Raw genomic sequence first — 13759 nt, 5'->3', positions numbered from 1 at the left:
TGTCTCCCTCAGTGTCCGTGCTTCGGGGTGTAGGTGGCGGGCTTCACCGGCATCTCGACCGTGACGGGGTCGGAGTGGGCGAAACGCAGTTCGACGGAGACCTGCTGACCTTGCTCCGGCTTCCGCTTCAGCTGCTCGAACATCAGGTGGTTGCCGCCGCTCTCGAGCACGAGACGGCCGTGGGCCGGGATGTCGAGCCCGTCGACTTCCCGCATGGACCCGTCGACGGTCTCGTGCACGGTGACGCGGTCGGCGATGTCGCTGCTGACCGAGGTCAGCCGGTCGTCCGCGCCGCCCTTGTTGTCGATGACGAGGAAGCCGGCCGCCAGGTCCGACACCGGCTGCGGCATGTACGCGGAGTCGACGGACAGTTCGGCTGTGGTGCTGCCGGAGCCCGGGGCGCCGCAGCCGGCCAGGGTCAGCGCCCCGGCGACGGCCACCGCGGCGAGGGAGAGGCGACGCCTCACGGCTTCTCGCCCTCGATGATGCGGGGGAGGTCCTCGGTGTAGTCCTCGACGGTGGCGTCCTCGCCGTACAGGAGGTAGCCGCCGTCGGTCTTCGGGGAGAAGGCGATGACCTGGGTGCCGTGGTCGGAGACGACCTGGCCCTTGTCGTCCTTGCGCGGTGCGTTGATCGAGATGCCGAGGGTGCGGGCGCCGGCCTGGATCGTGTCGAAGTCGCCGGTCAGGCCGACGGCCTGGTCGTCGATGCCCTTGAGCCACTTGCCGAGCGCGGCGGGGGTGTCCCGCTCGGGGTCGGTGGTGACGAACACGATCCGCAGCTCGTCCTGCTGCTTCTGGGGCAGCTGCTTCTTGGCCACCGCGAGGTTGTTCATGGTCAGCGGGCAGACGTCGGGGCAGTGCGTGTAGCCGAAGTAGATCAGCGTGGGCTTGCCGGCGGTCTCCTCACGGAAGTCGTACTCCTCGCCCTGCGTGTCGGTGAGGACGAGGTCCGGCTTCTCGAACGGTTTGTCGAGGACCGTGGCCGCCTTCTCGGCGCCGGCCGCCTCGGAGACCATGGTGATGGGTTTGTCGCTGTCGCCGTCGCCGCTGCCGCAGGCGGAGAGAGTCAGGGTGGCGGCGGCGAGCAGGGCGGCCGCCGTGAAGGTCTTCTTGCGCATGATGTTTTCCAGGGATGTGAGTTCTCCGGCGCGCACCGGGGCTCCACGGGGTCGTGGGTGGCCCCGGTGCGCGCCGTCCAGCGGGTGGGGTCAGGCGGAGGTGCGCCGACGCCCGGCGAGCACGCCGTAGGCGACGCCCGCGGCGCCGACGACGATGCCGACGATGCCCAGGACACGGGCGGTGGTGTCGGTGCCGTCGGAGTCGGCGGCCGTGGTGGTTTCCACGGCCGCCTTCTCGGCGTCCCCGGCGGACTCGGCCTTGTCGGCCTTGTCGTCCGACGCGCCGTGCGAGTGGCCGTCGGCGGAGGCCTCGGACAGGGTGAGGACGGGAGCCGGGTGGTCGGGCTCGTCCTTGCCCTCCTGCGGCACCTCGATCCAGCGGACGACCTCCTTGTTGGAGTACGTCTGCAGGGCCTTGAAGACCAGTTCGTCGGTGTCTTCCGGCAGGGAGCCGACGGACACCGGGAACTTCTGGAAGAAGCCCGGCTCGATGCCGTCGTCGTCGGCGGTCCAGGTGACCTTGGTGACGGCCTCGTCGATCTTCCTGCCGTGCACCTCCAACGGCTTGTCCAGCTTGGACTTGGTGACCTTGACGTCCCAGCCGTCGACCGGCTGCGGCAACACGGAGGCCAGCGGGTGGTCGGCGGGGAAGGTCACCTCGAGCTTGGTCGTCGACGCGTTGTCACGCTCGTTGGGGACCTTGAAGTTCACCACTGCGTAACCGCCCTTGGCGGCCTCGCCCTCGGGCTGCACGCTGACGTGCGCGAAGGCGGGGGCGGACAGGGTGAGGACGGCGACACCGGCGACGGCGCCGGCGGCGGCGATACGAGAAGCCTTCATGGCAGAAGCACTCCGCTTCAGTCTGGTTTCACTGACGGTGAGGAATACGCGTACGGGCGAGCACGTGGGCCGGTGAGCACCTGTGGCGGTGAGCACCTGTGCCGGTGACGGCTCTGCCGCCCGGCCGCCGGGTGGCGGGGTCGCCGACCGCGGGGCCGTGACGGCTCGGTCGCCGACGGCTGCTCGTACGCGAGGAACACGCGGGAGAGCGGACGCACACGCGTGCCGCGCGCCGGCGCCCCTCTCCTCCCCCGGTTGTCCGGCGGTGGCGGAGTGTGGCCCGGTCGCGTCAGGCGGCGAGGGCGAACGCGGTACCGGCCGGCGGGCCCCGGCGGATCACCGTGTGCTGGAGTGCGGCGGTACGGGGTACGGGCGGCGCGGGCGGTGCGGTGGGCACCGGACACGGGGCGACCTGCGGAGCCCCCGGGAGGCCCGCGCGCAGGGCGAGCACCAGGGTGAGCGCCGCGCGCAGCGACCGTACGAGGGCGCCTTCGGCGACGCCGTGCGCCGACAGTTCGGCCAGCCGCAGCAGCGCCAGGTCGCCGCGGCGCAGCAGCCAGCCCGTGGCGAGCGCCACGAGGACGTGCGCGAGCAGCATCGGCAGGGTCGGCAGCAGCACCGACGATTCCACCGCGGCCGAGGACAGCGTGTCCCCCTGGGCCTGCGCGTGGGCGCCGTCGGCCGCACCGGGGTGGACCCGCGCGTCGATGAGGATGCGCTGCGCCTGCGCGGGGCTGATGGCCGCCGCGGTGGTGCCGCACACCAGTCGTGCGGCCTGCTCGATCAGCGAGGCGTCGGAGAGGGGCGACACCGCGTCCGCGGGGGCCGCCGCGCCGTGCTGGCCGATGCCGAACACGATGTGCAGCACGGTCTGACCGGCCGCCAGCATGGCCGCGATCCCCGGCAGGGAACGCACGCGTCCGGCGAGCGGCGCCGCGACCGCGACCGTCCCGAGGAATCCCGCGCCCAGTGTCCACAGCGGGACGGGGGCGTGGGAGGCGAGCGTGTGACCTGCCCCGGCCAGCACGACACAGACCGCGGCGAACACCGCGGCCCGCAGGATCCGGAGCCCTCGTCCGGAGCGCGTCGTGCGCACGTGGGGGGCAGTCATGACGGGCTCATCATCGCACTGGCCCCGCCGCCGCCGTACGGCAGGTCCGCAAGATGCGGTACGACCGGAAGGTCACCTCTGCCACCGGCCGTCCCACATACACCGTTCGACTGCGCGGCGCACCCGCCATATGGGGGGTGTCACGCCGACTGCACGCTTACAACCGAGTACGCAGGGCAATACGTAACGGTATGTCGAGCCGCGGCCGGGAGGCTGGAGCATGAGCATCTGGTGGTCACTCCATCTGCGGCGCGACGCTGCGAGCGTGCCGCTCGCCCGGCGTCTGCTGATCGGCGCCATGGAGACCGCGGGCGTCGACCCCGACATTTCCTACGACCTCTCCGTGGCCCTCAGCGAGGCCTGCGCGAACGCCGTCGAGCACGGTGGGGATGCCGTCCGGGGCGGTTCCTCGGAGGCGTACCGGGTGACCGCCTACCTCGACGGCGAGAGGTGCCGCATCGAGGTCGCCGACGCGGGGCCCGGTTTTCCCGCCGGAACCGGCGGCCGGGCCCGCCCGGCGGCCCGCCCCGTGCCCTCCGACGCGGAGCACGGCCGCGGGCTCTGCCTCATCCAGGAGCTCGCCGACCACGTCCACATCGGCAACAGGCCGGGGCTGGACGGCGCCGTGGTGAGCTTCGACAAGCTCCTCAAATGGCGGGAGGACGCGCCGCTGATGGCGGTCTGACCGCACTGCCGGGCCTCCGGACGCGCTCGCGGTCGTGCCCCTGAGCGCACGTCGGCCGGGTATCACCCGTGGTACCCGGCCGACGTGCGCGCGTGTCAGCCCTTGAGGGCGGCCATCCACGCCTCGACCTCGTCCGACCGCCTGGGCAGCGCGGCGGACAGGTTCCGGTTGCCGTCCTCGGTGACCAGGATGTCGTCCTCGATGCGGACGCCTATGCCCCGGTACTCCTCGGGCACGGTCAGGTCGTCGGCCTGGAAGTACAGGCCCGGCTCGACCGTGAGGACCATGCCCGGCTCCAGCGTGCCGTCGACGTAGGTCTCGGTGCGCGCGGCCGCGCAGTCGTGGACGTCCATGCCGAGCATGTGCCCGGTGCCGTGCAGCGTCCAGCGGCGCTGCAGACCCAGCTCCAGCACCCGCTCGACCGGCCCCTCGACCAGGCCCCACTCGACGAGCCGCTCGGCCAGCACCCGCTGCGCGGCGTCGTGGAAGTCCCGGTACTTGGCGCCCGGCTTGACCGCCGCGATACCGGCCTCCTGGGCGTCGTACACGGCGTCGTAGATCTTCTTCTGCAGCTCGCTGTAGCGGCCGTTGACCGGCAGCGTGCGGGTGACGTCGGCGGTGTAGTAGGTGTGCGTCTCCACACCCGCGTCGAGCAGCAGCAGGTCGCCGGAGCGGACCGGGCCGTCGTTGCGCACCCAGTGCAGGGTGGTGGCGTGCGGGCCGGCGGCGCAGATGGAGCCGTAGCCGACGTCGTTGCCCTCCACCCGCGCACGCAGGAAGAACGTGCCCTCGATGTAGCGCTCGCTGGTGGCCTCGGCCTTGTCGAGGACCTTCACGACGTCCTCGAAGCCGCGTGCGGTGGAGTCGACGGCCTTCTGCAGCTCACCGATCTCGAAGGCGTCCTTGACCAGCCGTGCCTCGGAGAGGAAGACGCGCAGCTCCTCGTCGCGCTCGGCGGTGACCTTGTCGGTCAGCGCCGCCTCGATCCCGGCGTCGTACCCGCGCACGACCCGTACGGGGCCGGTGGCCTCGCGCAGGGCGCCGGCCAGTTCGCGGACGTCGGAGGCGGGGATGCCGTACAGCTGCTCGGCCTCGGTGAGGGAGTGGCGCCGGCCGACCCACAGTTCGCCCTGGCCGTCCAGCCAGAACTCGCCGTTCTCGCGGTTCGAGCGCGGCAGGAGGTAGATCGTCTCCTTGTGGCCGTCGTCCGTCGGCTCCATGACGAGGACGCCGTCCTCCGTCTGGTTGCCGGTGAGGTAGGCGTACTCGACCGACGCGCGGAAGGCGTACTCGGTGTCGTTGGACCGCGTCTTCAGGTTGCCCGCGGGGACGACCAGGCGCTCACCCGGGAAGCGGGCGGACAGCGCGGCGCGGCGGGCGGCCGTCTCGGCGACCTGGGGGATCGGCTCCAGGCCGTGCAGCTCGGTGTCGGCCCAGCCGCTCTTCATGTTCTCGGCCAGCTCGTCGGAGACGCCGGGGTAGAGACCGTTCTTGCGCTGCTTGATGGGCGCTTCCTCAGCGGTCTCCGGGCCTTCCGCGGTCTCCGGGCCCGCTGCGTCGGCAGCCTGGTCGAACGCGGTCGGGAGCTCTTCTGCCACAGCGGTCATCCTCCTTGGTAAGGCTCTGGACTCCCCCGAGCCCGCGGTTTCGTCCGGGCAGGGGGGACCACCACCATCGTACGGTCGTCGGCGAAACAGTCGCAGAGCGGAAGGACCCGTTACCGAGAGCATGCGGAGGACGACGTCCCGGACCGGTCGCCGGGTGCTCCGGAACCGCTACTCGAACCGCGCGGCCAGCAGGACCACGTCCTCCGCGGAGTCCGTCGCGGACGCCGGGGTCGTCACGGCCGGCCGGGCCGCCGTCCTCGGCGGGGCCGCACCCTCCGGCAGCACGGTGCGCAGGATGTGGTCGGCGATCGCACCGGGGTCGCGGCGCAGCGCCTGCGGCACCCCTGCCGCCGCCGCGTGCAGCCGTGCGAAGGCGCGGTCGGTGGGATCGCCGGTGCGGTGCAGCAGCCCGTCGGTGTAGAGCAGAACCGTCTCGCCCGGTTCCGGGTACACCTCCACACTCGGCGCCTCCCAGCAGGCGAGCATGCCCAGGGGAGCCGAGACGGACGTCTCCACGAACTCGGTGCGGTGCTCGCCGATCAGCAGCGGCGGGCTGTGCCCGGCACCGGCCAGCGTGATCTTGCGCAGCGCGGGTTCGCAGTAGCCGAACAGGGCGGTGGCCGACCGGGCCGGTTCGGTGAGCCTCAGCAGCAGTTCCAGGTCGGACAGGACGGCGACCGGATCCTCGCCCTCCATCACGGCGTACGCGCGCAGGGACGCCCGCAGCCGGCCCATCGCGGCGACCGCGCTGGGTCCGGCCCCGGTGACGGACCCCACGGCGAGGCCGAGGGCGGCGTCCGGCAGCGGCAGCGCGTCGTACCAGTCGCCGCCGCCGTGCGAGGAGGTGCGGTGCCGGGCGGCGAGCTGGACGCCGGGGATCCGGGGCAGGCGCGAGGGGAGCAGCTCCTCGGACATGGTGGCCATGGACGCGCGCGTGCGCTCGAGTTCCAGCAGGCGGGCGAGATGCTCGGCGGCGTACCGGGTGTAGAGGCCGACGAGATGACGCTGCCGTTCCGACGGCTCGGCCGGTTCGTCGTAGAGCCACACCGCCGCGCCCAGGCGCAGTCCGGGCGCGGCGGTACGCGGGGTGTCCGGGAGCTGTGAGGTTTCGGAGGTCCTTGAGGTCCGGAGGATCTCGGAGGTCTCAGGAGTCTCAGGGGTCGCGGGCGTCTCCGGCACAAGGGGCAGGGTGTAGCTGGCGGCGTAGCCGAGGCGGGCGGCGACCTCGCGGTGCCTGGGGTCGAGCCCCTTCGCGGTGAGCAGGTCGGGCTCGGCGATGCCGTCGTCGGCGCCGAGCAGTCCGTCCAGGATCCTGCCGTAGGGCAGGGAACTGCGCGGGACGGTCTCGATGTGACCGAGGTCCGCGTGGGCCAGGCCGAGGCCGGTCATGTGGTCCGGGCCGAGACCGTCGGCGGGCTCCAGGGCGACGAGACCGCGCCGGGCGCCCACCAGGGCGGCGCCGGCGCGCAGCATTTCCCGGAGTGCCTCGTCGAGTGCGCGCGTACGGGCCAGGCGCTCGGTCAGCTCGTGGAGGGTGGTGAGGTCGGAGACCCATCCCGCCAGACGGTCCTGGAGCAGCGCGCCCGGGGCGTTGTGGGGGTTTGCCGGGGCGGCGGGGGAGGTACCCGTGGAAACGGACGCGACAGTCTGCGCGGGTGCGGGAACCGTTGAATCGATTCCGGCCACTTTCGGAGGATGAGGGGCGTTCATGGCGTCCGGCTTTCCGGCCGGTACTTACTGCTCGAAAGCATCGCAAACCCCCATGTCATTCTGCGTCGCCGGCAGTGTCTCCACATGTACACGTACTCGTGAGGAGATGTCCAGCATTGTCCCGCTGGGATTCCTGGTGTCCGTGAGGTTGAAGGGAACTCACTCCCGACCTCTTGCCGAAAAGTGAACTTGGCTTGAAACTGCCTCAGGGGGAGGCTGATTGCGGTCGACTGGGCTCGCTCGACGGAGCGTCACAGCGGTCGTGATGGGTACGTACTCGGTGAAGGCCAGGGGTGGTTGGGAATCACCCGGGAACCTGGCGACGGACCCGGGCGTCTTAACCACCGACGACCGTGCCCCATCCTCCCGTGGCGGAGGCGGAGAGATACAAGCGCGACGGTAAACGCCAGACTTCGCCACCCCACGTCGGCCCCGTGCTTCTGCTCGACGCAGTACGGGTGGCGCGGCCGTGGAGGCAGCCCTTGCCCGGCCTCGGCCCATGGGGGCTCCCCTTGCCCGGTGCGGGGGTGTGATGCGCCGACAGGTACGCACAGTAGGTACGCACAGTGCAGTGATCGACTCATGTTGTGACGTGGACCACGGTGTTGCCAGGCGTGCAACGGAAAGGAACGAGCGCTCATGCGCGAGATCCTCGGAAGGCGGCGCAGGCTCCTGTCCCAGGACGGCGACAGCGGGCCCGAACTGATCGAAGCGGCCCTGACCTTCGCCTCGGACTGGCGGTGGCCGGTACTCCCGGGTGTGGCGGCGGATCCGCAGGGCCGGACCCGCTGCGGTTGCCCCGACCCCGAATGCACGGTGCCGGGCGCTCATCCCTTCGACCCCGGCCTGCTCGCGGCGACCACCGACGCGCGCATGGTGCGCTGGTGGTGGGGCAACCGGCCCACGGCGCCCGTCATCCTGGCCACCGGGGGCAGGGCGCCCTGCGCGGTCTCCCTGCCCGCGGTGCCGGCCGCCCGCGCCCTGGGCGCCCTCGACCGCCTCGGCATGCGGCTCGGCCCGGTCGTCGCCGCACCGGACCGCTGGTCGATCCTGGTCAAGCCGTACTCCCTGGAACAACTGGGCGAGCTGCTCCACGCCAAGGACTTCGTCCCCGGCTCCCTCCGTTTCCACGGTGAGGGCGGCTACCTCGCCCTGCCCCCGTCCGGTACCGGACGGGGCGAGGTCCGCTGGGAGCGCGCGCCGCTGCCCGGTTCCGCCTCGCCGTGGGTGCCCGACGTCGAGGCCGTGGTGGACGCCGTGGTCGAGGCCCTCACCCGTACCGGTGTGAGCGCGCCCGAGCTGTAGGGGTCGTCGGTGCGCGATCCGTGCCCGGCATCCGCTGGGGCGCGTACCTTCCCGGGCCGCACCGTCGCCATGTCGGGGCCGCACTGTGACGCCGGGGACCGCACCGCCGTGTCGGAGGGCTGCTCCGTGACGCCAGGGGCCGCGCTGCCGTGTCGGGGGCCGCGCCGGGGCCCCCGGGAGAGTCCGTTCGCGCTCGCTCCCGTCCCGCCCGCGTCGACGCGGTGACCGTCTGCGGGGACGTCCTGCCGTCCGAGGGGGGCCGTCCTGTCGTCGGCGGGCGCGTCCGACCGGGAGCAACTCACCGGTGGAGAAAGCCGGTTGACATTCGACCGCGCTCTGTTGCGCTGCTGTCGACAAGGGCGGCCACGCAAAGACCCGGTTGCTGGCGACGGGGGATGCACCAGCAACCGGGCTACTGGAACGGTAACAAGAGATCGGCTGTTAGCAAATTCGAACTCAGCTTTTCCGTCACCGACTGGCTTGTCCACACCGGAAGTTGTGGAGGAAGCCGGTGATTTTGGCGGCACCGGCATGCGCCCCGGTCAGCCGACGCGACCGGGGCGCATGCCCGTGCCGACACGCCTCTCGGCGCGTCTCAGCTGAGGGTGACCTGCCGGTTGGTCAGCCCGCCGCGCGCGCGGCGCTCGTCGGCGGTGAGCGGGGCCTCGGTGGCCAGGGCGGCGGCGAGACGCTCGGCGAACTCGGCCGCCGGCTTCTCCACGTCCTCGGCGCCGACCCCGCTGGGCAGGTCCCAGACCGGGACCGTGAGCCCGTGAGCACGGAAGGAGCCCACGAGCCGGGTGCCCTCACCGAGGGAGGACCGGCCCGCCGCGTGCAGTCGCGCCAAGGCGTCCAGAAGCTGCTCCTCGGAGTGCGGCATGACCCACCGCAGATGGTTCTTCTCCGGCGTCTCGCACCAGTACGCGGCGTCCACTCCGGAGAGCTTGACGGTCGGGATGGCCGCCGCGTTGGCCCGCTCCAGGGAGGCGGTCACGTCCGGCGTGGCATTCTCCGGGTCGGGGACCCAGAACTCGAAACCGCTGTGCACCACCGGCTCGAACGCGCCCTCGAGGTCCAGCAGATCCTGCAGGCGGGGCCCCTCGGCGGGAGCGCGGCGGGCCTGCACCGGGGTGCCCGGGGCGGCGGCGAGCGCGCGCTGGAGGGTGTCGGCGAGGTCGCGGCTGATGTCCCCGGACGACGTGTCGTTCTGCAGGCCGAGGAGGACCGAGCCGTCCTCACGGCGCAGCGCGGGCCAGGCCATCGGCAGCACCGTGGCCAGGGTGACCGACGGGACGCCCTCGGGCAGGCCGCCCTTGAGGGACAGCTCGACGGTGGCCGCCGGCACCAGCTCGCGCAGCGCCACCCAGTCGCACTCGCCCGGCAGGCCCTCGAACGGACGGTGTACCAGCTCGGTCACCGCGTGCGCGGCGGCACGGCCGTGGCAGGCCTTGTAACGGCGTCCGCTGCCGCAGGGGCAGGGCTCACGGGCGCCGACGACCGGGATCTCTCCCTCTGTGAGCTGGGGGCGCTTGGCCTTCGTCTGGGGGCGCTTCTTGGCCATCGTGGGTGTCTCCCGGTTACGGCTCGTCTCGTACGGGCGGGAGCCTAGCCGCTCACGGCGCGACCGACGGGACCCTGTGGACGACGTGCCGCCCGCGGACGGCAGGCCGTGACGCGCGGAGCCGTACGGGGCCGGGGTCGCCGACGCGCGCAGAACCGCGCGGGGGGCGGCCGGGGAGGCCGCGGGATCACCGCGCGGCGGCGTGGTCAGTCGAAGGTGTCGAAGGCTTCCGCGAACTCCAGTCCCGGCATCTCGGACACCGCGGGCGCCGTCACCCGTGTCGCGAAGTCGTCGCGCCGGTGCCCGGCGTCCGGGTCGTGCACGTCACCGTGGACGACGACCCACACCGTGACCTCGCCGGGTACCTCGTCGCGTACGCCCCAGTCGTCGGCCAGCGCCGTGATGATGTTCAGCCCCCGGCCGCCGTGCGCGGTGACCGACGGGGTGGCGGGCGCCGGGCGGGTCGGACCGCCGCCGTCGGTCACCTCCACGACCAGTCGGCCGCAGGGGTGCACCTGCCAGGCCGCACGGACGGCGCCGTCCCCGGCCAGGGCGCCGCCCAGGGGTCTGCCGTGCCTGCACGCATTGCTCAGCAACTCGGAAAGGATCAGCACGGCATCGTCGATGACCGTGTCCGCCACTCCGCCGTCGCGCAGTTGAAGGCGCATACGGTGCCTCGCCTTGCCCACGCCCGCAGGGCCGTGGGGTACGGCCATGCTCGACGACGTGGGCACTTCCTGTGCCACCACCAACGCCACCCCCGAGACCTCCTTCGCCCCACGCCACGGTGTGAATGCCCCACGGGCCCGAACCGGAAACCGGCCGATCCGCATGCGGTGACGCACTTGAACGATCGGACACGCACCGAATGCGCCGGAGCACTCCCTGTGACCAGGTGGCTGGATCTCGTCGATGTGGCCGAGATGTGAGGATGCGCCCGCAGGGCCGCCCGGTCAAGAGTCCTGCACGGACCACATGAGCCACACGAACCCCGCGGGCCCTGCGGACTCAGGGGGCCGGGCGAGCCTCGCGCGGGTCAGCGGCCGAGCCGGTCGAGCACCGCGCGGGGGCGGTTGGTGATGATGGCGTTCACCCCGAGGCCGACGCAGGCGTCCACGTCCTCCGGGTCGTTCACGGTCCACACGTGCACCTGGTGACCGGCCTGCTTCAGTCGCTCGATGTACGCGGGATGGCTGCGCACGATCCGGATCGAGGGGCCCGCGATGTGCACGCCCTCCGGCAGCCGTCCGTCGCGCAGGCGGGGCGAGACGAACTGCTGCAGGTAGACCGTCGGCAGTGTCGGCGAGACGGCGCGCACGCGGTGCAGCGACCGCGCGGAGAAGCTCATCACGCGTACCGGGGACTCCTCGGCGGAGCCGGGGGCGTCCAGGCCGAACCGCTTCAGCAGGAGCAGCAGCCGCTCCTCCACCTGTCCCGCCCACCGCGTGGGGTGCTTGGTCTCGATCGCCAGCTCCACCCGGCGGTCCGCGTCGACGACGAGCTCGAGCAGCCTTTCCAGGGTGAGGACGGAGGTCGCCTCCCTGTCCTCCGGCCGGTGTACCCAGTCCGGCTCCTCCGCGCGCCCCCCGAGCGGATGGCGGGTCTTCCAGGAGCCGAAGTCCAGGGCGGACAGATCGGAGAGCTCCAGCGCCGAAACCGCGCCGCGGCCGTTGGACGTACGGTTGACGCGACGGTCGTGGACGCAGACCAGATGACCGTCGGCGGTCAGGCGTACGTCGCATTCGAGTGCGTCCGCACCGTCCGCGATCGCCTTGCGGTACGCGGCCAGGGTGTGCTCGGGAGCGTCCTCGGAGGCTCCACGGTGGGCGACGACTTGGGTCGGGCGCTGACGTGCAGGGGTCACCGCGTCATGGTGCCACCGCACGGGGGTGCGTGTGAGGTCGCCCGGACATCGACGGTGCGGACGGCGCGGACGCTGTGGATGCCGAGGACGCTGTGGTCGCCTGATCGGAGGCATCGCGATGGTGCACCCTTGGTGAGTAATGCCCTATATGAAGAATGGTCCCGCACCCACAGGAACGGCTTATGGTGCCCTGACGGCCCATGGGAAAAGCTGACGTCATACAAAGAGACACGCACAGCTGAAGCGCGCCGGACCCGTCGTCATGCGTGAACGAGCGTGAGTGAGCGTGAACGGGCGAGACCGAGTGTGACCGAGACAACAGCCGTGGATCGAGGAGAGAGAGCTGTGAGCACCGAGAACGAGGGCACAAACGAGGGCGCATCGGTACCCCCGGCCCCGTCCGTACCGCCCACGCCGGTGGATGCTCCCGCAGCTCCGGCACATCAGGAGCGCCCGGCCTCGGAGGGGGGTAGCCCGACGACGCCCCTGCCCCCGGTCCCGCCGACCGCTCCGGGAGCGCCACAGGACCACGGCACGCCGGAACACCCCGTGTACGGCGACCACCCCGTGTACGGAGGCCACGGCGCCCAGGGACAGACCCCCGCCGGCCCTCCGTCCGGATCCCCTTCGGGAACCCCGACGAACGCCTCTTCCGCCCCCGACCCGTCCTGGCCCCCGCCCCCGGCCCCGGGCACCCCCTCGTACGACGGCGGCGGCGCCGGTCACGGCGCTGGCGGCTGGGGCTCGTACCAGCAGCAGCCCGCGCCGAAGAACGGCGGCGGCAAGCGCGGTCGCCTGGCCGCCGCGGTCCTGGTGGCCGCGCTGGTCGCGGGCGGCCTGGGCGGCGGCCTCGGGTACACGCTGGCCAAGAACAACGACGGCAACGGCTCGACGACGGTCTCCTCGTCCACCAGCGGCGGCAACGTCAAGCGCGACCCCGGCACGGTCGCCGCGGTCGCCGCCAAGGCGCTGCCGAGCACGGTCACCATCGAGGCCCAGGGCCGCAGCGGCGAGGGCGGCACCGGCACGGGATTCGTGTTCGACACACAGGGGCACATCGTCACCAACAACCACGTGGTGGCGGAGGCCGTCGAGGGCGGCAAGGTCGCGGCGACCTTCCCGGACGGCAAGAAGTACGACGCCGAGGTGGTCGGCCACGCCCAGGGCTACGACGTCGCGGTCATCAAGCTGAAGAACGCCCCCTCGAACCTGAGGCCCCTCACACTGGGCAACTCCGACGAGGTCGCCGTCGGCGACTCGACGATCGCCATCGGCGCGCCCTTCGGCCTGTCCAACACGGTGACGACCGGAATCATCAGCGCGAAGAACCGTCCGGTGGCCTCCAGCGACGGCACCGGCAGCCAGGCCTCGTACATGAGCGCCCTGCAGACCGACGCCTCGATCAACCCGGGCAACTCCGGCGGGCCCCTGCTGGACGCGCAGGGCAACGTCATCGGCATCAACTCCGCGATCCAGTCGACCAGCAACGGCGGCTTCGGCACCGGACAGGCCGGCTCCATCGGCCTGGGCTTCGCCATCCCGATCAACCAGGCCAAGTACGTCGCCCAGGAACTGATCAAGACGGGCAAGCCGGTGTACGCCAAGATCGGCGCCTCGGTCTCCCTGGAGGACGGAGCGAACGGCGCGAAGATCACCGACCAGGGCGCCGGCGGCTCCGAGGCGGTCGACCCCGGCGGCCCCGCCGACCGGGCGGGCCTGCGCCCCGGCGACGTCATCACCAAGCTCGACGACCGCGTCATCGACTCCGGCCCGACCCTGATCGGCGAGATCTGGACCCACAAGCCGGGCGACAAGGTCACGCTCACCTACAAACGCGGCGGCAAGGAGCAGACCACGGAACTCACCCTGGGTTCCCGCATCGGCGACAGCTGACCTCACCCCTCCCGCACCGACCCGTTACCCTTGTCCCGCGCCGCCGATCATCCGGCCGGCGCG

General features: G+C 72.0%; 12 protein-coding genes. 3 read left to right on the top strand and 9 right to left on the bottom strand.

Annotated features, from left to right (window positions below):
• Positions 1 to 8 precede the first annotated feature (8 nt).
• The 4 genes from ACWEQO_RS03810 to ACWEQO_RS03795 form a co-directional block, all read right to left on the bottom strand.
• Entirely contained in the window at positions 9 to 467 is a 459-nt protein-coding gene (locus ACWEQO_RS03810) for a copper chaperone PCu(A)C (RefSeq protein WP_452978598.1), read from the bottom strand.
• Positions 464 to 1120, bottom strand: a complete 657-nt coding sequence (locus ACWEQO_RS03805; RefSeq protein ID WP_452978595.1) for an SCO family protein — start codon at positions 1118 to 1120, stop codon at positions 464 to 466. Before ACWEQO_RS03805 ends, ACWEQO_RS03810 begins: the two co-directional genes overlap by 4 nt.
• A gap of 90 nt (positions 1121 to 1210) precedes the next feature.
• Positions 1211 to 1960, bottom strand: a complete 750-nt coding sequence (locus ACWEQO_RS03800) for a YcnI family copper-binding membrane protein (protein ID WP_452978592.1) — start codon at positions 1958 to 1960, stop codon at positions 1211 to 1213.
• A gap of 289 nt (positions 1961 to 2249) precedes the next feature.
• A complete protein-coding gene (locus ACWEQO_RS03795) occupies positions 2250 to 3071 on the bottom strand; it encodes a hypothetical protein (RefSeq protein WP_452978589.1) in 822 nt (273 codons plus the stop codon).
• A 220-nt stretch (positions 3072 to 3291) separates the two neighbouring features.
• Between ACWEQO_RS03795 and ACWEQO_RS03790 the strand changes: the two genes are divergently transcribed.
• Positions 3292 to 3756, top strand: a complete 465-nt coding sequence (locus ACWEQO_RS03790) for an ATP-binding protein (RefSeq protein WP_452978586.1) — start codon at positions 3292 to 3294, stop codon at positions 3754 to 3756.
• A 95-nt stretch (positions 3757 to 3851) separates the two neighbouring features.
• On the opposite strand, the gene ACWEQO_RS03785 is transcribed toward ACWEQO_RS03790, so the two are convergent.
• Both ACWEQO_RS03785 and ACWEQO_RS03780 read right to left on the bottom strand, forming a co-directional pair.
• On the bottom strand, positions 3852 to 5363 hold the full coding sequence (locus tag ACWEQO_RS03785; RefSeq protein ID WP_452978583.1) for an aminopeptidase P family protein: 1512 nt from the start codon (positions 5361 to 5363) through the stop codon (positions 3852 to 3854).
• 168 nt (positions 5364 to 5531) lie between these two features.
• A complete protein-coding gene (locus tag ACWEQO_RS03780; protein ID WP_452978580.1) occupies positions 5532 to 7073 on the bottom strand; it encodes a PP2C family protein-serine/threonine phosphatase in 1542 nt (513 codons plus the stop codon).
• A gap of 639 nt (positions 7074 to 7712) precedes the next feature.
• On the opposite strand from ACWEQO_RS03780, the gene ACWEQO_RS03775 reads away from it, so the two are divergent.
• Positions 7713 to 8378, top strand: coding sequence for a bifunctional DNA primase/polymerase (locus ACWEQO_RS03775; protein WP_361457151.1), 666 nt, complete (start codon positions 7713 to 7715; stop codon positions 8376 to 8378).
• 595 nt (positions 8379 to 8973) lie between these two features.
• Here the strand turns inward: ACWEQO_RS03775 and ACWEQO_RS03770 are convergent.
• The 3 genes from ACWEQO_RS03770 to ACWEQO_RS03760 form a co-directional block, all read right to left on the bottom strand.
• Entirely contained in the window at positions 8974 to 9939 is a 966-nt protein-coding gene (locus ACWEQO_RS03770) for a DUF5926 family protein (protein ID WP_452978577.1), read from the bottom strand.
• 206 nt (positions 9940 to 10145) lie between these two features.
• A complete protein-coding gene (locus tag ACWEQO_RS03765; RefSeq protein ID WP_452978574.1) occupies positions 10146 to 10784 on the bottom strand; it encodes an ATP-binding protein in 639 nt (212 codons plus the stop codon).
• Positions 10785 to 10975: 191 nt separating this feature from the next.
• On the bottom strand, positions 10976 to 11803 hold the full coding sequence (locus ACWEQO_RS03760; RefSeq protein WP_361457142.1) for a glycerophosphodiester phosphodiesterase: 828 nt from the start codon (positions 11801 to 11803) through the stop codon (positions 10976 to 10978).
• Between the two features lie 345 nt (positions 11804 to 12148).
• Here ACWEQO_RS03760 and ACWEQO_RS03755 point away from each other — a divergent pair, with 345 nt between their 5' ends.
• The gene (locus tag ACWEQO_RS03755; RefSeq protein ID WP_452978570.1) at positions 12149 to 13696 is read left to right on the top strand and encodes a S1C family serine protease; all 1548 of its coding nucleotides are present in this window, start codon (positions 12149 to 12151) and stop codon (positions 13694 to 13696) included.
• Positions 13697 to 13759: the final 63 nt, after the last annotated feature.

The organism is Streptomyces sp. NPDC004051 (genome assembly GCF_053604275.1).
Note: the sequence above shows the minus strand (reverse complement) of the source record. Positions and strands in the feature narration are given on the sequence as shown.

Bases quoted from the DNA above. Each gene is read 5' to 3' on its own strand.
- ACWEQO_RS03795 (WP_452978589.1), bottom strand. From the start codon at position 3,071: ATGACTGCCCCCCACGTGCGCACGACGCGCTCCGGACGAGGGCTCCGG.
- ACWEQO_RS03790 (WP_452978586.1), top strand. From the start codon at position 3,292: ATGAGCATCTGGTGGTCACTCCATCTGCGGCGCGACGCTGCGAGCGTG.
- ACWEQO_RS03785 (WP_452978583.1), bottom strand. From the start codon at position 5,363: ATGACCGCTGTGGCAGAAGAGCTCCCGACCGCGTTCGACCAGGCTGCC.
- ACWEQO_RS03800 (WP_452978592.1), bottom strand. From the start codon at position 1,960: ATGAAGGCTTCTCGTATCGCCGCCGCCGGCGCCGTCGCCGGTGTCGCC.
- ACWEQO_RS03805 (WP_452978595.1), bottom strand. From the start codon at position 1,120: ATGCGCAAGAAGACCTTCACGGCGGCCGCCCTGCTCGCCGCCGCCACC.
- ACWEQO_RS03775 (WP_361457151.1), top strand. From the start codon at position 7,713: ATGCGCGAGATCCTCGGAAGGCGGCGCAGGCTCCTGTCCCAGGACGGC.
- ACWEQO_RS03770 (WP_452978577.1), bottom strand. From the start codon at position 9,939: ATGGCCAAGAAGCGCCCCCAGACGAAGGCCAAGCGCCCCCAGCTCACA.
- ACWEQO_RS03780 (WP_452978580.1), bottom strand. From the start codon at position 7,073: ATGAACGCCCCTCATCCTCCGAAAGTGGCCGGAATCGATTCAACGGTT.